Below are 18,632 nucleotides of genomic sequence, written 5' to 3'. Positions count from 1 at the left end.
CGACCGTACGCCCCCCAACACCTCCGCGCCGCACGGCTCCGACCGTGTCCACCGTCCAACGCCCAACGTCCCAACGCCCACCGCCCCAACGCCCACCGGGCCGTCGGCCGACTATCCCGTCGGCCCCATGGCCCGCCGACCCCATGGCCCGCCGTCCCTAGGGCCCACAGCCCCGCCGCCCCGCCGCCCCACCGACCGTCAGGACGCCTGCCCCCGGCCCTGTCTCGGCAGGTCGAGGTCCGGGGCGGCCGTGGAGTCGCCGTACTCCCGTACCGCGCTGGTACGCGCCACCACGCGCCCCCGGTGCACCACGATCCGGCTGTATGCCAACGACAGCGCCCCCGCGAGCCGGTCGCCGCGCACCGCCAGCAGCTCCGCCGGGAAACCGGCCTCCACGCGGACCTCGGGCAGGCGCAGCGCGGCCCGTGCCGCGCCGCTCACCGCCTCGTAGGCGTCCTCCGGCCGCATCCCGTGCCGGGACGCCAGCAGGTACGCCGCCTCCAGCGGGTCGCCGCGGCCCACCGGGTTGGCGACGTCGCGCAGCGCGCCGCTGCCCGCGGCCACCCGTACCCCCGCCCGCCGCAGCAGCCGGACCGGCGCCGCGCCGTCGCGGTCGGCGTCGCCGCAGCCGCCCTGCGGCAGGCACACCACCGTCACCCCGGCCGCCGCCAGCTGGTCCGCGGCCCGGTGCGCGGCCTCGGCCGGCAGGCTCTCCAGCGCGCCGCAGGGGCCCAGTGCGACCCCCGGGCGCAGCCCGCCCGCCATCGCCGCCAGCCGGGCCAGCCGGGCCGGATCGGCGGCGTCCGTGTGCAGGTCGACGGGGCAGCCGTGCTCGGCGGCGACCTCCAGGACCGCCTCCACGTACCCCGCCGGGTCGGGATCGAGGTCCGGGCACCCGCCCACCACCCCGGCGCCCATCTTCACGGCGTCGTGCAGCATCGCCAGCCCCTCGGCCCCGGCCGTCCCCGTCAGCAGCCGGGGCACCGCCACCGCCGTCAGCTCCACCAGACCGCGCAGCGCGCGCCGGGCCCGCAGTACGGCGGTCAGCGTGCCGAGGCCCTGGACGTCGCCCACGCGCACGTGCGCGCGCAGAGCGGTCGCCCCGTGGCCCAGTTGCAGCAGTGCCGCCTCCGTGGCGCGTCGCTGGACGTCCTGGGGCTCGTGGGAGACGGGGCCGCCGGAGTCGGCCGTCAGGGCCGTGTCGGCGTGGGCGTGCGGCTCGGCGGGAGCCGGCAGCAGCAGGTAGCCGCGGAGGTCCAAGCGCGTGCCGCCGCCGGGCGCTACGGCGGCCGAGAGGCTGCCCGCCGTGCCCACGGCCTCGATACGCCCGGCGCACAGCCGGACGTCCACGGTGCGGCCGTCGGCGAGCCGGGCCCCCGACAGCAGCAGGGAGCCGTGTCCGGCCGGGCCCGAACGCGAGGACGAGTGGGACGGCTGCTGCGGCTGGCTGTCGGGCATCGCGCTCCTCTGGGCTCGGGGCTGCGCAGTGGGGGACGCATGATCACGCAGAGTGAGTCGAGCCTAGGACGGTGATCAGCCCGCGACGGGTAGGAGCGCAATAGTCGTACCGGTGTGGTCCGCCGCAGGAGAGGGCCGGGACGGGCGGTGCGACGGGTGGTGCGACGGGTCGGGGCAGGAGCCGCGAAACGGATTTGGGCGAACGGCGGCCGACCGTGTAATGTCTTCATCGCTCGCCCCAATAGCTCAGTCGGTAGAGCGTCTCCATGGTAAGGAGAAGGTCTGCGGTTCGATTCCGCATTGGGGCTCTGGTGTGAAGCTCCCCCGTCCTCGGGCGGGGGGACATCGCATCACAGCGGTGTAGCTCAGTCGGTAGAGCAAGCGGCTCATAATCGCTGTGTCACCGGTTCAAGTCCGGTCACCGCTACTCTAAGTAGCCGATTGCGGGGTCGGTCCTTCGATCGGCTACTCTTTTATGCGTTAACTAAGTCCCATCCGTTCGTCAAGGAGCACTCACGTGGCTGCCACCGACGTCCGCCCGAAGATCACGCTGGCCTGCGTGGAGTGCAAGGAGCGGAACTACATCACCAAGAAGAACCGGCGTAACAACCCGGACCGTCTTGAGATGAAGAAGCACTGCCCGCGTTGCAATGCGCACACCGCGCACCGCGAAACGCGATAAATCAGGCTCGTACGCGAGGCCGTCCCCGGATTGTCGGGGACGGCCTCGCGTCGTTTCCGTCGACGGCGGTCATCGCCGACAGCAGCAGGAGGTGCCGGGCCATGGCGCTCGACCAGTCCTTCGTGGGGCGGAGCTACCCGCCCACCGCGCCCTACGAGGTGGGCCGGGAGAAGATCCGCGAGTTCGCGGAGGCGGTGGGGGACGCGAACCCCGCCTACACCGACCCCGAGACCGCCAAGGCGCTCGGTCACCCCGAGGTGATCGCCCCGCCGACCTTCGTGTTCTCCATCACCTTCCGCGCCGCCGGACAGGTCGTCGAGGACCCGCAACTCGGCCTGGACTACAGCCGGGTGGTGCACGGCGACCAGAAGTTCGCCTACACGCGCCCGGTGCGCGCCGGTGACCGGCTCACCGTCACCTCCACGATCGAGGCGATCAAGTCGCTCGCGGGCAACGACATCCTGGACATCCGCGGTGAGGTCCACGACGAGGCCGGCGAGCACGTCGTGACCGCCTGGACCAAGCTGGTCGCCCGCGCGGCCGAGGAGGCGTGAGCACCCGATGACGGCGAAGATCGCTTACGGCGACGTCGAGGTCGGCACCGAACTGCCGGCGCAGACCTTCCCCGTGACCCGCGACACCCTCGTCCGCTACGCGGGCGCGTCCGGGGACTTCAACCCGATCCACTGGAACGAGCGGTTCGCCAAGGAGGTGGGCCTGCCGGACGTCATCGCGCACGGCATGTTCACCATGGCCTCCGCGATCCGGGTGGTCACCGACTGGACCGGCGACCCGGGCGCGGTCGTCGAGTACGGCGTCCGTTTCACCAAGCCGGTCGTCGTCCCCGACGACGGACAGGGCGCCACGGTCGAGGTCAGTGCCAAGGTCGCCGCCAAGCTCGACGACAACACCGTCCGCGTGGACCTCACGGCGAAGAGCGCCGAGCAGAAGGTGCTGGGGATGTCCCGGGCGGTCGTCCGGCTGGCCTGAGGTGTCCGGCTGGCCTGAGGTGTCCGGGTAAGGGGCGTTCGCTATGGCGGACGCCCCTTACCCGGTCCCCGGCAGTCACTTCGCAGCGCACGGTGGCAGTCCCGTTCAGAGCGTGCGGTGGCAGTCCTCTGCAGAGTTGCGGTGGCGGCCCCTTGACGTAGTTAGTGATTGGCTACTAACTTCATCGCATGGTCAGGATGAGTGCGGAGGAACGGCGCGAGAGCGTCATCCGCGCGGCGACGGCCGAGTTCGCGCGTGGCGGCTACTACGGCACGTCGACCGAGGCGGTCGCCAAGCGCGTCGGTGTCTCGCAGCCGTACCTCTTCCGGCTCTTCCCGGGCAAGAAAGCGATCTTCCTCGCCTCGGTGGAGCGGTGCATCGAGGACCACATCCGCATGTTCGAGAAGGCGGCCGAGGGGCTGCGGGACGAAGAGGCCCTGCACGCCATGGGTACGGCGTACTCCGAGGTCATCATCGAGCGGCCGGAACTACTGCTGATGCAGTTGCAGATGTACATCACCGTGGGCGCCGCCGAGCAGGCCGGCGACCACGAGTTCGGGGAGGTCGTCCGGGCCGGCTGGATGCGGCTGTGGGACACCGTCCGGGGGCTGCTCGGCGGCGACGACGTCGGGACGGCGGGCTTCATGGCGCACGGGATGCTCCTGAACTCCCTCGTCGCCATGGGCTTTCCGCCCGGCCACCGGGTCTGGCAGAGCATCGACGCGTCGAAGCAGCCGGTGGCCGACGGAGGCGGGGAGTGATGACCGGGGACGTCCGCCCCTCGTCGGCCGGTGGTCACAGGCCCTCTTTTTTTGACCGCAAAAGTTAGTGATCAATAACTATCCATGCTGAGTGAGCAACTCTGGGGGAGTCATGCCACAGCAGGAATCACGCCGCGGAAGAGCGGCCTGGGCACTCGTCGTCACCGGGGTGGCCGGGTTCATGGCCGCACTGGACAACCTCGTCGTCACGACCGCTCTGCCCTCCATCCGGGAGGACCTCGGCGGAGCGCTGCACGACCTCGAATGGACGGTGAGCGCGTACACCCTGACCTTCGCCGTCCTTCTCATGACCGGAGCGGCCCTCGGCGACCGCTTCGGACGCCGCCGGCTCTTCATGATCGGCACGGCCGTCTTCACCCTGGCGTCCGCCGCCGCGGCCCTCGCACCCGGCATAGGCGGCCTCATCGCGGCCCGCGCGGTGCAGGGCGTCGGCGCGGCGATCATGATGCCCCTGACGCTCACCCTGCTGACCGCCGCGGTTCCCGCCGCCAAGCGCGGCATGGCGTACGGCATCTGGGGCGCCGTCAACGGACTCGCGGTGGCCTCCGGTCCGCTGATCGGCGGCAGCCTGACCGAGCACATCTCCTGGCAGTGGATCTTCTGGGTGAACGTCCCCCTGGGCGTCGTCCTGGTGCCCCTCGCCCGCCTGCGCCTCGCCGAGTCCCACGGAGCCGGCGCGCGGCTGGACATCCCCGGCACCCTGCTCGCCAGCGGCGGCCTGTTCGGGATCGTCTACGGCCTGGTCCGCGGCCCCGCCGACGGCTGGACCGACCCCGTGATCCTCCTGTCCCTGTTCGCCGGTGCCGCGCTGCTCGCCGGGTTCGTCCGGCACGGCATCCGCGCGAAGAACCCGATGCTCCCGATGCGGCTCTTCCGCTCCCGCGCCTTCGCCGGGATCAACGCGGCGAGCCTGCTGATGTTCCTCGGCGTCTTCGGCTCGGTCTTCCTGCTCAGCCAGTACCTCCAGACAGTGCTCGGCTACTCGCCCACCGAGGCGGGCCTGCGCATGCTGCCGTGGACCGGCATGCCGATGCTCGTCGCCCCGGTCGCCGGCATCCTCTCCGACCGCGTCGGCGGCCGGCCCGTCGTCGCCGCGGGACTCTTCCTCCAGGCCGCGGGCCTCGCGTACCTGGCCCTCGTCCTCACCACGGACACCTCCTACGGCGTCCAGCTGCCCGGACTGATCATCAGTGGCGTCGGCATGGCCCTCTTCTTCGCGCCCGCCTCGGCCCTGGTGATGTCCAGCGTCCGCGGCCACGAACAGGGGATCGCCTCCGGTGCGAACAACGCCCTGCGCGAGGTCGGCGGCGCGCTCGGCATCGCCGTGATGGGCTCGATCTTCTCCGCGCGGGGTGGCTACGGCACGGCGGGGACCTTCGTCGACGGGCTGCGGCCCGCGCTCGTCACCGGCGCGGCGGCGGTCGCGGTCGCCTCGGTGGCGGTCCTGCTCATCCCGGGGCGCCGGCGCGCGGTCCCGGGGGACGACGCGGGCGGGGACGGCCGGGGCGCGCCCACGCCGGCAACGGCCGTCGAGGCCGTCTCCCACTGACACCGGCCCGGGACGCGACCGGGGGCGCCGGAGCAGTCCGCGCGCTCCGGCGCCCGTAGCGACGTGCTCCGCGCCCAGGTGACGCGGTCCCGCGTCAGTGGTGACGCGGTCCGGCGTCAGTGGTGACACCGTCCGGCGTCCGGAGCGAAACGAACGGGTGCCCACGCGCGCGTGGGCACCCGCCGGACGCCCCGGCCCGGAGCCCCGAGCAGGCGGGAGGCTCCACGCGCGCGTGGGCATCCGGACCCGTCGCGACCGCACGCCACCGACGCCTCGGGAGGCTCCACGCGCGCGTGAGCACCTGGAAGGCCCGGCCACGGCGGCCGGGCCTTCCGGGCGCCGTGGCGCTGTCGGTGGCGTCTCGTAGTCTTGGGCGCGTGCAGGAACTTCACGACGCCCCCCTCGCCCCGCTGACCACCTTCCGGCTGGGCGGCCCCGCGACCAGGCTGGTCACCGCCGTCACCGACGCCGAGGTGATCGCCGCCGTCCGCGAGGCCGACGACAGCGGCACGCCCCTGCTGGTGATCGGCGGCGGGTCCAACCTGGTCATCGGAGACAAGGGCTTCGACGGCACCGCACTCGCCGTCGCCACCAAGGGCTTCGCCCTCGACGGCACCCGCCTGGAGCTGGCCGCCGGCGAGGTCTGGACCGACGCCGTCGCACGCACGGTCGAGGCGGGACTCGCGGGCGTCGAATGCCTCGCGGGCATCCCCGGCTCGGCCGGCGCGACACCCATCCAGAACGTCGGGGCGTACGGCCAGGAGGTCGCCTCCACCATCACCGAGGTCGTCGCCTACGACCGCACCGCGCGGGAGACGGTCACCCTCACCAACGAGCAGTGCGCGTTCTCCTACCGCCACAGCCGCTTCAAGGCCGAACCCGAGCGGTACGTCGTCCTGCGCGTCCGCTTCGCCCTCCAGGACGCGGGCGGTCTCTCCGGGCCGGTGAAGTACGCGGAGACCGCGCGGGTCCTCGGCGTCGAGCCCGGCGACCGGGTCGCCCTGGACGCCGCCCGCGAGACCGTCCTGAAGCTCCGTGCGGGCAAGGGCATGGTCCTCGACCCCGAGGACCACGACACCTGGTCGGCCGGGTCGTTCTTCACCAACCCGATCCTCACCGACGCGGAGTTCGCCGCGTTCCGCGCGCGCGTGCGGGAGCGGCTCGGCGAGGGCGTGGAGCCGCCCGCCTACCCCGCGGGGGAGGGCCGTACGAAGACCTCGGCGGCCTGGCTGATCGACAGGGCCGGCTTCACCAAGGGCTACGGCACCGGCCCCGCCCGCATCTCCACCAAGCACACCCTCGCCCTCACCAACCGGGGCGGGGCCACCACGGAGGACCTCCTCGCGCTGGCCCGCGAGGTCGTCGCCGGTGTCCGCGACGCCTTCGGCGTCACCCTGGTCAACGAGCCGGTGACGGTCGGGGTCGGCCTCTGAGCGACGCTCACCCGGCCGGTTCCGCCTCCGGCGGCGCGGCGAGCCAGCTGTCGACCCCGGAGAGCAGCTTCTCCTGCACGTCCTTCGGGGCCGCCGAGCCGCGCACCGACTGCCGGGCCAGCTCGGCCAGTTCGGCGTCCGTGAAGGCGTGGTACCGGCGCGCCAGCTCGTACTGTGCCGCCAGTCGCGAGCCGAACAGCAGCGGGTCGTCCGCGCCCAGCGCCATCGGCACCCCCGCGTCGAACAGCGTGCGCAGCGGGACGTCCTCCGGCTTCTCGTACACCCCGAGCGCCACGTTGGACGCCGGGCACACCTCGCAGGTCACCTGCCGGTCCGCGAGCCGCTTCAGCAGCCGGGGGTCCTCCGCGGCCCGTACGCCGTGCCCGATGCGGTCGGCGCCCAGGTCGTCCAGGCAGTCCTGCACCGAGGCCGGGCCGGTCAGCTCGCCGCCGTGCGGCGCGGACAGCAGCCCGCCGTCCCGGGCGATGGCGAACGCCCGGTCGAAGTCGCGGGCCATACCGCGGCGCTCGTCGTTCGACAGTCCGAAGCCGACGATGCCCCGGTCCGCGTAGCGCACGGCCAGCCGGGCCAGGGTGCGGGCGTCCAGCGGGTGCTTCATGCGGTTGGCGGCCACCAGCACCCGCATCCCGAGGCCGGTCTCCCGCACCGTGGTGTCCACCGCGTCCAGGATGATCTCCAGGGCCGGGATCAGTCCGCCCAGCCGCGGCGCGTACGACGTCGGGTCGACCTGGATCTCCAGCCAGCCCGAGCCGTCCCGGAGGTCCTCCTCGGCCGCCTCGCGCACCAGCCGCTGGATGTCCTCGGGCTCTCTGAGGCACGAACGGGCCGCGTCGTAGAGCCGCTGGAAACGGAACCAGCCGCGTTCGTCGGTCGCCCGCAGGCTGGGCGAATGGCCGCCGGACAGCGCTTCGGTCAGAACGTCGGGCAGGCGGACGCCGTGCTTGTCGGCGAGTTCCAGCAGGGTGGCGGGGCGCATCGACCCGGTGAAGTGCAGGTGCAGATGGGCCTTCGGCAGCTCAGAGACATCACGTACACGCTCCATCCAAGGATCTTGCCGTACGCCGCGCGGGTCCCGGTAGCCGGTTCCCCGTACGTGGTCTTGCTCGCACAAAAGAACAGGCCCACCCGTGACACTCCGGGTGGGCCTGTCCGACGGCGGGGCGGGACTCAGTCCCGCGCCTCCGCCAGCAGCTTCTGGACGCGGCTCACGCCCTCGACGAGGTCCTCGTCGCCCAGCGCGTACGACAGCCGCAGGTACCCCGGTGTGCCGAACGCCTCACCGGGCACCACCGCGACCTCGGCCTCCTCCAGGATGAGCGCGGCCAGCTCCACCGTGTTCTGCGGGCGGCGGCCGCGGATCTCCTTGCCGATGAGCGCCTTGACCGACGGGTACGCGTAGAACGCGCCCTCCGGCTCGGGGCAGAGCACGCCCTCGATCTCGTTGAGCATCCGCACGATCGTCTTGCGGCGGCGGTCGAACGCCTCGCGCATCACGGCCACCGCGTCCAGGGAACCGGAGACGGCGGCGAGCGCGGCGGCCTGCGCCACGTTGGAGACGTTGGAGGTCGCGTGCGACTGGAGGTTGGTCGCGGCCTTCACCACGTCCTTCGGGCCGATGACCCACCCGACGCGCCAGCCGGTCATCGCGTACGTCTTGGCGACGCCGTTGACCACGACGCACTTGTCGCGCAGCTCGGGGACGACGGCCGGCAGCGACACGGCGGAGGCGCCGCCGTAGACCAGGTGCTCGTAGATCTCGTCGGTCAGGACCCACAGGCCGTGCTCGACGGCCCAGCGGCCGATCGCCTCGGTCTCGGACTCGGAGTAGACGGCGCCGGTCGGGTTCGACGGGGAGACGAAGAGGACGACCTTCGTCTTCTCCGTGCGGGCCGCCTCCAGCTGCTCCACGCTGACCCGGTAGCCGGTGGTCTCGTCCGCGACGACCTCCACCGGGACACCGCCGGCGAGGCGGATCGACTCGGGGTACGTCGTCCAGTACGGGGCCGGGACGATGACCTCGTCACCCGGGTCGAGGATCGCGGCGAACGCCTCGTAGATCGCCTGCTTGCCGCCGTTGGTGACGAGGATCTGGGACGCGTCGACCTCGTAGCCGGAGTCGCGCAGCGTCTTCGCGGCGATCGCGGCCTTCAGCTCGGGGAGGCCGCCGGCCGGGGTGTACCGGTGGTACTTCGGGTTCTTGCAGGCCTCGATCGCCGCCTCGACGATGTAGTCGGGCGTCGGGAAGTCGGGCTCGCCGGCGCCGAAGCCGATCACCGGACGCCCGGCGGCCTTGAGGGCCTTGGCCTTGGCGTCGACGGCGAGGGTGGCGGACTCGGAGATCGCGCCGACTCGGGCGGAGACCCGGCGCTCGGTGGGAGGGGTTGCAGCGCTCATGCACCCCATCGTTCCAGACCGGAAACCTGCCCGGCATACGGGTTTCACAGACTGAGCAGGTCCGGACGGAGCCGCGAACATCAGTCCCTAACCACCCTCCGGCCTGGGCGATCTTCGGTCGGCCTGGCCGGACCGGGCCCTTCACGGGCACTTTCTGTTCGACGCCCGGCGCCGAAGCACGTACACTCTCACCTCGTCGGCCTCCAGCAGCCCGCGTTCAACCGGTGCACTCCAAGCACCCGGGCGGATGCGGTACGTTGGGGGACACGCAAAGGGTCGTAGCTCAATTGGTAGAGCACTGGTCTCCAAAACCAGCGGTTGGGGGTTCAAGTCCCTCCGGCCCTGCTACACACACCTTCGCCAGGATGTGTGCGCATGTACGTACAGCAATGCACCGCCGTGCGGCTCAGACCGGGCGCGGCACGGCCACGACCCGGAATCAGGTGAGGACGAGTGACGGACGCCGTGGGCTCCATCGATACGCCTGATGCCCAGGACGAGGCGCCGGACTCCAAGAAGAAGCAGCGCAAGGGCGGCAAGCGTGCCAAGAAGGGCCCGCTGAAGCGTCTGGCGCTCTTCTACCGCCAGATCGTCGCGGAGCTCCGCAAGGTCGTCTGGCCCAGCCGCAATCAGCTGACGACCTACACCACTGTGGTGATCATCTTCGTCGTCATCATGATCGGCCTGGTCACCGTGATTGACTATGGGCTCAGCCACGCGGCCAAGTACGTGTTCGGCTGACCCATGAGCGAAGAGCGCCGAGGTACCCGGCGCTCCTTTCGCGTGTTCCACCCCATGTATCCAGGAAGAAGCAGCCACCGTGTCTGACCCGAACGTGAACGACGCCCTCGAGCCTGTCGAGTCCGTCGAGGACGAGCTCGACGCCGTCGCGGGCGCGGACAACGAGGACACCGAGGCCTCCCCCGAGGCCGAGGCTGCCGATGCCGCCGCGGACGAGACCGACGACGCCGCGGACGAGACCGACGACGACGCCGCGGGCGCCGAGGAAGCCGCCGACGAGGCGGAGGCCGAGGACGAGCCCGAGGACGACGTCGACCCCGTCGAGAAGCTCCGCCAGGAACTGCGCGTCCTGCCCGGCGAGTGGTACGTGATCCACACCTACGCCGGCTACGAGAACCGCGTGAAGACCAACCTGGAGCAGCGCGCCGTCTCGCTCAACGTCGAGGACTACATCTTCCAGGCCGAGGTGCCGCAGGAAGAGGTCGTCCAGATCAAGAACGGCGACCGCAAGACGATCCGCCAGAACAAGCTGCCGGGTTACGTCCTGGTCCGCATGGACCTGACCAACGAGTCCTGGGGCGTCGTCCGCAACACCCCCGGCGTCACCGGCTTCGTCGGCAACGCCTACGACCCGTACCCGCTGACCCTGGACGAGATCGTCAAGATGCTCGCCCCCGAGGCCGAGGAGAAGGCCGCCCGCGAGGCCGCCGAGGCCGAGGGCAAGCCGGCTCCGCAGCGCAAGGTCGAGGTCCAGGTGCTGGACTTCGAGGTCGGCGACTCGGTCACCGTCACCGACGGCCCGTTCGCCACGCTGCAGGCGACGATCAACGAGATCAACGCCGACTCGAAGAAGGTCAAGGGCCTCGTCGAGATCTTCGGCCGTGAGACGCCAGTCGAGCTGAGCTTCGACCAGATCCAGAAGAACTAGCTCCCCGAGAGCTGAGACGTCCGAGCAGGTCAGGCAGGCCCTCGCGGGCCGCCTGACCTGCTCGGTTTTTGGCCGCGCATCTATACCCGTTATCGTTGTGCGGTATGCCTGTGTCCGGAGTGGCTGCTCCGGACACAGGCAGGACCCGAACCGAAAGGACCCGGAGAGCTATGCCTCCCAAGAAGAAGAAGGTCACGGGGCTCATCAAGCTCCAGATCCAGGCCGGTGCCGCGAACCCGGCTCCGCCGGTCGGCCCGGCGCTGGGTCAGCACGGCGTCAACATCATGGAGTTCTGCAAGGCCTACAACGCCGCGACCGAGTCGCAGCGTGGCTGGGTCATCCCGGTGGAGATCACGGTCTACGAGGACCGCTCCTTCACCTTCATCACCAAGACCCCGCCGGCCGCGAAGATGATCCTCAAGGCCGCGGGTGTGGAGAAGGGCTCCGGCGAGCCGCACAAGACCAAGGTCGCGAAGATCACGCGCGACCAGGTCCGTGAGATCGCCACCACGAAGATGCCCGACCTGAACGCCAACGACCTGGACGCCGCCGAGAAGATCATCGCCGGCACCGCCCGTTCCATGGGCGTCACGGTCGAGGGCTGACCTCCACCCCCGTAAGCAAGCAGCAGTAGTGGCAGGGCCTGCTCGGCCCGGACCACGACTCCTCTTCAAGCCAACAGGAGCAGTAGTGAGCAAGCGCAGCAAGTCTCTCCGCGCTGCGGACGCCAAGATCGACCGGGACAAGCAGTACGCCCCGCTCGAGGCCGTCCGTCTCGCCAAGGAGACCTCCACGAGCAAGTTCGACGGCACCGTCGAGGTCGCCTTCCGCCTGGGTGTCGACCCGCGCAAGGCCGACCAGATGGTCCGCGGCACCGTGAACCTCCCGCACGGCACCGGTAAGACCGCCCGGGTCCTGGTCTTCGCGACCGGTGACCGTGCCGAGGCCGCGACCGCCGCCGGCGCCGACATCGTCGGCTCCGACGAACTGATCGACGAGGTGGCGAAGGGCCGTCTGGACTTCGACGCCGTCGTCGCCACCCCGGACCTCATGGGCAAGGTCGGCCGTCTCGGCCGCGTCCTCGGCCCGCGTGGTCTGATGCCGAACCCGAAGACGGGCACCGTGACCCCGGACGTGGCCAAGGCCGTGACCGAGATCAAGGGCGGCAAGATCGAGTTCCGTGTCGACAAGCACGCGAACCTGCACTTCATCATCGGCAAGACGTCGTTCGACGACACCAAGCTGGTGGAGAACTACGGCGCGGCCCTGGAGGAGATCCTCCGTCTGAAGCCGTCCGCCGCCAAGGGTCGCTACATCAAGAAGGCCGCCATCAGCACCACGATGGGCCCCGGCATTCCGCTCGACTCCAACCGCACCCGCAACCTCCTCACCGAGGAGGACCCGGCGGCGGTCTGAGCCCTCTGAAGGCTCGCCCGACCGGTTCACGGGCCCCGCACCCCTCCCAGGGTGCGGGGCCCGTTCCCGTATCCGGCTCCATTGTCAGTGCCCTGCGTTACCTTTCTGTCACGGGAGGTCGGGGGGTTCGATGACATGGACGGGCATGCGGTGGCCGGCGGGGCGGGTGTCGCTCGTGCTGGCCGTCCTGGCCGCAGTGGTGGGGGTGGTCGTCGGCGCCTGCGGGGCCGTCGGCGGTTCCGAGGGCGCGGAGGGCTCCGGCGGCCGTGCGCGTACGTCGCCCGCGGCCGCCGTGACGGCCGGGCTGCGGGACGCCGAGCGGGCCACCCGGGCGGCCCGGTCCGCGCGCGTCGAGTCCTCGACGCGGATCGGCTCGACGGTCTCCCTGACGGCGGAGGGCGTCCTCGGCTGGTCCGACGGGGTCACCGGCACCCTGACCCTCACCCATACCGGCGGCGCGCTCGCCGACACCATGCGCGAGCTGGGAAGCACATCGATACAGGCGCGCTACCTGCCCGACGCCTACTACGCGCGGATGGGCGACGCCTTCGCCGCGAAGACCGGCGGCCGACACTGGGTCAGATACCCCTACGAGGAGCTGGACGACGTCGCCGGCGGTTCGCGGGCGCAGCTCGGCGACCAGATACGGGCGTCCACCCCCGACCGGTCCCTGAGGTCGCTGCTGGACTCGGCCGACGTACGGGAGGTCGGCGTGGAGCGGGTGCGCGGCCGGGCCGCAACGCGTTACGCGGGCACCGTCGAAAGCGCGGACGGCGCGGAAGCCGGGGTCTTCGGGCAGACCGTCGAGGTGTGGATCGACGACCGGGACCTGCTGGTGAAGAAGGTGGAGCGGGCGCGCACACCGGACGGCGAGGTGACCCAGACCGCCCACTACCGCGACTACGGCGTCCGGGTTCCCACGCGGCGCCCGCCCGTCGAGGACACCGCGGAGGTGTCGGAGCTGCTGGCGGGAGACGCGGGGTGAGCGAGGGGAGGCGGCGGTGAGAGGGGCGGGACTTGACCTGCTCTTGGGTTAAGCTCACAGGGTTTTCATATTTTCAACAATCCGTTTCTGGTGTTCCTTGGGGGGAACGATGGGGATCTCCATGCGCAAGCGGGGCGGGGCGACGCTCGCCGGTATCGCGGCACTCGTGCTGGCCGGCGGAGCCGTGAGCTGCGGTGCGGAGAAGGACGGGGCCTCCGGCTCCTCGCGGTCGGCGCTGCAGGTGATGACGGCGGCGTACGAGAAGACCGTCGAGGCCAAGTCCGCGAAGGTCGACATGACCATGTCGATGCCGGCGTCGATGGACGGCGGCGGCGACATGAAGATGACCGGCGTCATGGGGTGGGACCCGGCCGTCATGGACCTGACGATGACCGGTTCGGCGTTCGCCTCCGACCCGGACGCCCCGGACAAGATGCGCATGATCATGCTGGACGACGTCATGTACATGGACATGGGGGCCGAGGCCGCCAAGGACATGGACGGCAAGCGCTGGATGAAGTTCGACCTGAAGGCCGCCGCGGAGGCCTCCGGTGACGAGGAACTGGCCAAGGAGGTCACCTCCGGCCTGGAGAACATGGACCAGGACCCGGCGCAGCAGCTCGCCATGCTGCTGGACTCGCCCAACCTGAAGCACGTCGGCCAGGAGAAGGTCGACGGCGTCCAGGCCGAGCACTACAAGGGCACGCTGACCGTCAAGGAGATGATGGACAGCAACGAGAGCCTGGACGTGCTCAAGCCCGAGGAGCGCAAGGAACTGCTCGCGAGCGTGAAGGAAGCGGGCATCAAGGGCTACGACACCGAGGTCTGGGTCGACGAGAACGACCTGCCGGTCCGCATGGACGTCACGATCGAGTCGCCCGAGGGCGCCATCGACATGAGCATGAAGCTGTCGGACTACGGCGCCAAGGCCCAGGTCGAGGCTCCGCCCGCCGGTGACACCGCGGACCTCATGGAGATGTTCAAGGACCTGGGCGAGAGCCTGGAGGGTCTGGAGGGTCTCGACGAGACCGATCTGGGCGGGACGGGCCTGGACGAGGCCACCGAGGGGCTCGACGAGGACCTCGCCGACCTCGACAAGGAACTGGCGGAGCTGGACAAGGAGCTCGCCGAGCTGGAGAAGCTCGACACCGGCGCCTGAGCCGCGGCCGGCCCGGATGCGGGGCGATGACCGGATTTGCCTGACGGCGATCCGGTCGGGTACCTTCTCAGAGAAGCCAAAGACCGCTGGTCGTTGCCGCACGTTCGAAAGAGAGTGCGGTGGCCGAAGGATCCGCTGAACAGCGGACGACCCGCGCAGGTGACATTGGAGAAGCTCCCGTTCGCGGTCGAGCTACGCCCCGTGCGCCTGCGCCGGGGCGTTTCGTTTTCCCCAGTCCTCCTTCGGGTCCGCGCGGTCCGAATCACCCGGAAGGAGGCCGAGGCTCTATGGCGAGGCCCGACAAGGCTGCCGCGGTTGCCGAGCTGACGGATCAGTTCCGCAACTCGAACGCCGCCGTGCTGACCGAGTACCGCGGTCTCACCGTGGCGCAGCTCAAGACGCTGCGCCGGTCGCTCGGTGAGAACGCCCAGTACGCCGTGGTGAAGAACACGCTGACCAAGATTGCGGCCAACGAGGCCGGGATCTCGACGCTGGACGACTACTTCAGTGGTCCGACGGCTGTCGCCTTCATCACCGGTGACCCGGTGGTGTCGGCGAAGGGTCTGCGCGACTTCGCCAAGGACAACCCGAATCTCGTCATCAAGGGCGGTGTCCTTGACGGCAAGGCGCTGTCCGCCGACGAGATCAAGAAGCTTGCGGACCTCGAGTCCCGCGAGGTTCTGCTCTCCAAGCTGGCCGGTGCCTTCAAGGCGAAGCAGTCTCAGGCTGCCTCCGTCTTCCAGGCGCTGCCGTCGAAGCTCGTCCGCACCGTGGACGCGCTCCGTGCCAAGCAGGACGAGCAGGGCGGTGCCGAGTAATTCGGCTCGCTTTCTGACCCGCGCCGCCTAGCGGCAACGGTCGCAGCGGGCCCGACGTACGCCCGCCTCACCCCGTACATCCGGCACCTGCCGAATTAGTGGAAGGACCGCCATCATGGCGAAGCTCAGCCAGGAAGACCTGCTCGCGCAGTTCGAAGAGATGACCCTCATCGAGCTCTCCGAGTTCGTGAAGGCGTTCGAGGACAAGTTCGACGTCACCGCCGCCGCTGCCGCGCCGGTCGTCGTCGCCGGTGGTGCCGCCGGTGGCGCCGCCGCCGCGCAGGAGGAGGAGAAGGACGAGTTCGACGTCATCCTCACCGGTGCCGGCGACAAGAAGATCCAGGTCATCAAGGTCGTGCGTGAGCTGACCTCCCTCGGCCTGAAGGAGGCCAAGGACCTCGTGGACGGCGCCCCGAAGCCCGTCCTGGAGAAGGTCGCCAAGGACGCCGCCGAGAAGGCCGCCGAGTCCCTCAAGGGCGCCGGCGCCTCCGTCGAGGTCAAGTAAGACCTTCTGGCGACCGAAAACAGCCTCCTGAGGCTGTAACGCGTACGCACCGAAGAGCGATCATCCATCCGGGTGGTCGCTCTTCGGCGTTCCCGGACCCCCGCCGTGGTTGCCTTGCGACCCTCCGTGTGCGGGGTATGGTGATCTTCGTTGTGTCTTCGAGCGCCCCGGTTCGGGCAAGGGGGGCCTTGACGAACCGCACGCAGCGCGCAATTCTCAGGACGCGTCGTCACAACGATCCGGGTTCCGAGGCATGGATCGGCGGCGAAGAGGGCAGTATCAACGTGCGTTGTAGGGCAGGCATGCCGCAGACGTTGAGATGAGGGTAGTGAGGCGCTCCGCAGAGCGGGACTGGACATCAGTGTGCCAAGTGGCTACACTGACCCTTTGCGCTGCCTGTTAGCTGCTCCCTGCCCGTCACCAGGGGCATACCCTCGCTTGAGCATCGATGACCGGACCGCCTCTGACCTGGCCAAATGGGCCAAAATGGGGAATCTGGCTCTGTGTATAAGAGGGGGACCGGTACGCGCGTAGTGAGTCCGAGCCCTCGGAAGGACCCCCTCTTGGCCGCCTCGCGCAATGCCTCGACCGCGAATACGAACAACGCCGCCAGCACCGCCCCGCTGCGCATCTCCTTTGCAAAGATCAAGGAGCCCCTCGAGGTTCCGAACCTTCTCGCGCTGCAAACCGAGAGCTTCGACTGGCTGCTCGGCAACGACGCCTGGAAGGCTCGCGTCGAGGAGGCTCTGGAGTCCGGTCACGACGTCCCCACCAAGTCCGGTCTGGAAGAGATCTTCGAGGAGATCTCGCCGATCGAGGACTTCTCCGGGTCGATGTCGCTGACCTTCCGCGACCACCGCTTCGAGCCGCCGAAGAATTCCATCGACGAGTGCAAGGAGCGCGACTTCACGTTCGCCGCCCCGCTCTTCGTCACCGCCGAGTTCACGAACAACGAGACCGGCGAGATCAAGTCCCAGACGGTCTTCATGGGCGACTTCCCGCTCATGACCAACAAGGGCACCTTCGTCATCAACGGCACCGAGCGTGTCGTCGTGTCCCAGCTCGTCCGGTCCCCGGGCGTGTACTTCGACTCCAGCATCGACAAGACGTCCGACAAGGACATCTTCTCCGCCAAGATCATCCCGTCCCGGGGTGCCTGGCTGGAGATGGAGATCGACAAGCGCGACATGGTCGGTGTCCGCATCGACCGCAAGCGCAAGCAGTCGGTGACCGTGCTCCTCAAGGCCCTCGGTTGGACGACCGAGCAGATCCTGGAGGAGTTCGGCGAGTACGAGTCCATGCGCGCCACCCTGGAGAAGGACCACACCCAGGGCCAGGACGACGCGCTGCTCGACATCTACCGCAAGCTGCGTCCGGGCGAGCCCCCCACGCGTGAGGCCGCGCAGACGCTTCTTGAGAACCTGTACTTCAACCCGAAGCGCTACGACCTCGCCAAGGTCGGCCGTTACAAGGTCAACAAGAAGCTGGGTGCGGACGCTCCGCTGGACGCGGGCATCCTGACCGTCGAGGACGTCATCGCCTCGATCAAGTACCTGGTGAAGCTGCACGCCGGTGAGACCGAGACCGTCGGCGACAACGGCCAGCCGGTCGTCGTCGAGACCGACGACATCGACCACTTCGGCAACCGTCGTCTGCGCAGCGTCGGCGAGCTCATCCAGAACCAGGTCCGCACGGGTCTGGCCCGTATGGAGCGCGTCGTCCGCGAGCGGATGACCACCCAGGACGTCGAGGCGATCACGCCGCAGACCCTGATCAACATCCGGCCGGTCGTCGCCTCCATCAAGGAGTTCTTCGGCACCAGCCAGCTGTCGCAGTTCATGGACCAGAACAACCCGCTGTCGGGGCTGACGCACAAGCGTCGTCTCTCGGCGCTGGGCCCCGGCGGTCTCTCCCGTGAGCGGGCCGGCTTCGAGGTCCGTGACGTGCACCCCTCGCACTACGGCCGCATGTGCCCGATCGAGACGCCCGAAGGCCCGAACATCGGTCTGATCGGCTCGCTCGCCTCCTACGGCCGCGTCAACGCGTTCGGCTTCGTCGAGACGCCGTACCGCAAGGTCGTCGAGGGCCAGGTCACCGACGACGTCGACTACCTGACCGCCGACGAGGAGGACCGCTTCGTCATCGCGCAGGCCAACGCCACGCTCAACGACGACATGCGGTTCGCCGAGAACCGCGTGCTGGTCCGCCGCCGCGGCGGCGAGGTCGACTACGTCACCGGCGAGGACGTCGACTACATGGACGTCTCGCCGCGCCAGATGGTGTCGGTCGCGACCGCCATGATCCCGTTCCTGGAGCACGACGACGCCAACCGTGCCCTCATGGGCGCGAACATGATGCGCCAGGCCGTGCCGCTGATCAAGAGCGAGTCCCCGCTCGTCGGCACCGGCATGGAGTACCGCTCCGCGGTCGACGCCGGCGACGTGGTCAAGGCCGAGAAGCCGGGTGTGGTCCAGGAGGTCTCCGCGGACTACATCACCACCGCCAACGACGACGGCACGTACATCACGTACCGCCTGGCCAAGTTCGCCCGCTCCAACCAGGGCACCTCGGTCAACCAGAAGGTCATCGTCAACGAGGGCGACCGGATCATCACCGGCCAGGTCCTGGCCGACGGTCCGGCCACCGAGAACGGCGAGATGGCGCTCGGCAAGAACCTGCTGGTCGCGTTCATGCCGTGGGAGGGTCACAACTACGAGGACGCGATCATCCTGTCGCAGCGCCTCGTGCAGGACGACGTCCTCTCCTCGATC

Annotated in this window: 18 protein-coding genes and 3 tRNA genes; 18 read left to right on the top strand and 3 right to left on the bottom strand. The window is 69.8% G+C overall.

Features of this window, described 5'->3' with window-relative positions:
• Positions 1 to 198 precede the first annotated feature (198 nt).
• Positions 199 to 1,458: a hydrolase gene (locus UW392_RS55355; RefSeq protein WP_320783075.1), complete on the bottom strand. Its 1,260-nt coding sequence runs from the start codon at positions 1,456 to 1,458 to the stop codon at positions 199 to 201.
• Between the two features lie 235 nt (positions 1,459 to 1,693).
• Between UW392_RS55355 and UW392_RS55350 the strand changes: the two genes are divergently transcribed.
• From UW392_RS55350 to UW392_RS55315, 8 genes are all read left to right on the top strand, one after another.
• Positions 1,694 to 1,766, top strand: a tRNA-Thr gene (locus UW392_RS55350).
• A gap of 46 nt (positions 1,767 to 1,812) precedes the next feature.
• Positions 1,813 to 1,885: transfer RNA gene (locus UW392_RS55345), tRNA-Met, on the top strand.
• A 90-nt stretch (positions 1,886 to 1,975) separates the two neighbouring features.
• Positions 1,976 to 2,140: a 50S ribosomal protein L33 gene (gene rpmG, locus UW392_RS55340; protein ID WP_003948671.1), complete on the top strand. Its 165-nt coding sequence runs from the start codon at positions 1,976 to 1,978 to the stop codon at positions 2,138 to 2,140.
• A gap of 101 nt (positions 2,141 to 2,241) precedes the next feature.
• Entirely contained in the window at positions 2,242 to 2,694 is a 453-nt protein-coding gene (locus tag UW392_RS55335) for a MaoC family dehydratase N-terminal domain-containing protein (RefSeq protein ID WP_320783074.1), read from the top strand.
• Positions 2,695 to 2,701: 7 nt separating this feature from the next.
• Positions 2,702 to 3,130, top strand: a complete 429-nt coding sequence (locus UW392_RS55330; RefSeq protein WP_320783073.1) for a MaoC family dehydratase — start codon at positions 2,702 to 2,704, stop codon at positions 3,128 to 3,130.
• Between the two features lie 188 nt (positions 3,131 to 3,318).
• Positions 3,319 to 3,891 (top strand): TetR/AcrR family transcriptional regulator, encoded by a 573-nt coding sequence (locus UW392_RS55325; RefSeq protein WP_320783072.1) that lies wholly within the window; start codon positions 3,319 to 3,321, stop codon positions 3,889 to 3,891.
• A gap of 112 nt (positions 3,892 to 4,003) precedes the next feature.
• Positions 4,004 to 5,461, top strand: a complete 1,458-nt coding sequence (locus UW392_RS55320; protein ID WP_320783071.1) for a DHA2 family efflux MFS transporter permease subunit — start codon at positions 4,004 to 4,006, stop codon at positions 5,459 to 5,461.
• A gap of 377 nt (positions 5,462 to 5,838) precedes the next feature.
• Entirely contained in the window at positions 5,839 to 6,894 is a 1,056-nt protein-coding gene (locus tag UW392_RS55315) for a UDP-N-acetylmuramate dehydrogenase (protein WP_320783070.1), read from the top strand.
• A 7-nt stretch (positions 6,895 to 6,901) separates the two neighbouring features.
• On the opposite strand, the gene UW392_RS55310 is transcribed toward UW392_RS55315, so the two are convergent.
• The gene (locus tag UW392_RS55310) at positions 6,902 to 7,957 is read right to left on the bottom strand and encodes an adenosine deaminase (RefSeq protein ID WP_320783069.1); all 1,056 of its coding nucleotides are present in this window, start codon (positions 7,955 to 7,957) and stop codon (positions 6,902 to 6,904) included.
• Positions 7,958 to 8,082: 125 nt separating this feature from the next.
• Positions 8,083 to 9,309, bottom strand: coding sequence for a pyridoxal phosphate-dependent aminotransferase (locus UW392_RS55305; protein WP_320783068.1), 1,227 nt, complete (start codon positions 9,307 to 9,309; stop codon positions 8,083 to 8,085).
• A 272-nt stretch (positions 9,310 to 9,581) separates the two neighbouring features.
• Here UW392_RS55305 and UW392_RS55300 point away from each other — a divergent pair.
• The 10 genes from UW392_RS55300 to rpoB form a co-directional block, all read left to right on the top strand.
• Positions 9,582 to 9,654 (top strand) — tRNA-Trp (locus UW392_RS55300).
• A gap of 108 nt (positions 9,655 to 9,762) precedes the next feature.
• Positions 9,763 to 10,050, top strand: coding sequence for a preprotein translocase subunit SecE (secE, locus tag UW392_RS55295; protein WP_320783067.1), 288 nt, complete (start codon positions 9,763 to 9,765; stop codon positions 10,048 to 10,050).
• A gap of 79 nt (positions 10,051 to 10,129) precedes the next feature.
• Positions 10,130 to 10,978: a transcription termination/antitermination protein NusG gene (nusG, locus tag UW392_RS55290; RefSeq protein ID WP_320783066.1), complete on the top strand. Its 849-nt coding sequence runs from the start codon at positions 10,130 to 10,132 to the stop codon at positions 10,976 to 10,978.
• Between the two features lie 170 nt (positions 10,979 to 11,148).
• Positions 11,149 to 11,583, top strand: a complete 435-nt coding sequence (gene rplK / locus UW392_RS55285) for a 50S ribosomal protein L11 (RefSeq protein WP_006130605.1) — start codon at positions 11,149 to 11,151, stop codon at positions 11,581 to 11,583.
• A gap of 85 nt (positions 11,584 to 11,668) precedes the next feature.
• Positions 11,669 to 12,394, top strand: a complete 726-nt coding sequence (gene rplA, locus UW392_RS55280) for a 50S ribosomal protein L1 (protein WP_320783065.1) — start codon at positions 11,669 to 11,671, stop codon at positions 12,392 to 12,394.
• A 130-nt stretch (positions 12,395 to 12,524) separates the two neighbouring features.
• Positions 12,525 to 13,379 carry a hypothetical protein gene (locus UW392_RS55275; RefSeq protein WP_320783064.1) on the top strand — a complete coding sequence of 285 codons (855 nt, stop codon included), beginning with the start codon at positions 12,525 to 12,527 and terminating at the stop codon, positions 13,377 to 13,379.
• 109 nt (positions 13,380 to 13,488) lie between these two features.
• Positions 13,489 to 14,538, top strand: coding sequence for a hypothetical protein (locus UW392_RS55270; RefSeq protein ID WP_320783063.1), 1,050 nt, complete (start codon positions 13,489 to 13,491; stop codon positions 14,536 to 14,538).
• A gap of 287 nt (positions 14,539 to 14,825) precedes the next feature.
• Entirely contained in the window at positions 14,826 to 15,356 is a 531-nt protein-coding gene (gene rplJ, locus UW392_RS55265; RefSeq protein ID WP_320783062.1) for a 50S ribosomal protein L10, read from the top strand.
• Positions 15,357 to 15,471: 115 nt separating this feature from the next.
• The gene (gene rplL, locus UW392_RS55260) at positions 15,472 to 15,861 is read left to right on the top strand and encodes a 50S ribosomal protein L7/L12 (RefSeq protein ID WP_320783061.1); all 390 of its coding nucleotides are present in this window, start codon (positions 15,472 to 15,474) and stop codon (positions 15,859 to 15,861) included.
• Positions 15,862 to 16,424: 563 nt separating this feature from the next.
• A partial coding sequence (gene rpoB / locus UW392_RS55255) for a DNA-directed RNA polymerase subunit beta (RefSeq protein ID WP_320783060.1) occupies positions 16,425 to 18,632 on the top strand: 2,208 nt, incomplete at its 3' end.

The sequence above is a fragment of the Streptomyces sp. CRN 30 genome (genome assembly GCF_034105845.1).
Note: the sequence above shows the minus strand (reverse complement) of the source record. Positions and strands in the feature narration are given on the sequence as shown.

What these genes read in the sequence shown, in the direction of transcription:
- UW392_RS55305 (WP_320783068.1), bottom strand. Translation starts at nt 9,309, where the DNA reads ATGAGCGCTGCAACCCCTCCCACCGAGCGCCGGGTCTCCGCCCGAGTC.
- UW392_RS55335 (WP_320783074.1), top strand. Translation starts at nt 2,242, where the DNA reads ATGGCGCTCGACCAGTCCTTCGTGGGGCGGAGCTACCCGCCCACCGCG.
- UW392_RS55275 (WP_320783064.1), top strand. Translation starts at nt 12,525, where the DNA reads ATGACATGGACGGGCATGCGGTGGCCGGCGGGGCGGGTGTCGCTCGTG.
- UW392_RS55320 (WP_320783071.1), top strand. Translation starts at nt 4,004, where the DNA reads ATGCCACAGCAGGAATCACGCCGCGGAAGAGCGGCCTGGGCACTCGTC.
- rplL (WP_320783061.1), top strand. Translation starts at nt 15,472, where the DNA reads ATGGCGAAGCTCAGCCAGGAAGACCTGCTCGCGCAGTTCGAAGAGATG.
- rplK (WP_006130605.1), top strand. Translation starts at nt 11,149, where the DNA reads ATGCCTCCCAAGAAGAAGAAGGTCACGGGGCTCATCAAGCTCCAGATC.
- UW392_RS55355 (WP_320783075.1), bottom strand. Translation starts at nt 1,458, where the DNA reads ATGCCCGACAGCCAGCCGCAGCAGCCGTCCCACTCGTCCTCGCGTTCG.
- UW392_RS55270 (WP_320783063.1), top strand. Translation starts at nt 13,489, where the DNA reads ATGGGGATCTCCATGCGCAAGCGGGGCGGGGCGACGCTCGCCGGTATC.
- UW392_RS55330 (WP_320783073.1), top strand. Translation starts at nt 2,702, where the DNA reads ATGACGGCGAAGATCGCTTACGGCGACGTCGAGGTCGGCACCGAACTG.
- UW392_RS55325 (WP_320783072.1), top strand. Translation starts at nt 3,319, where the DNA reads ATGGTCAGGATGAGTGCGGAGGAACGGCGCGAGAGCGTCATCCGCGCG.
- rplJ (WP_320783062.1), top strand. Translation starts at nt 14,826, where the DNA reads ATGGCGAGGCCCGACAAGGCTGCCGCGGTTGCCGAGCTGACGGATCAG.
- UW392_RS55310 (WP_320783069.1), bottom strand. Translation starts at nt 7,957, where the DNA reads ATGGAGCGTGTACGTGATGTCTCTGAGCTGCCGAAGGCCCATCTGCAC.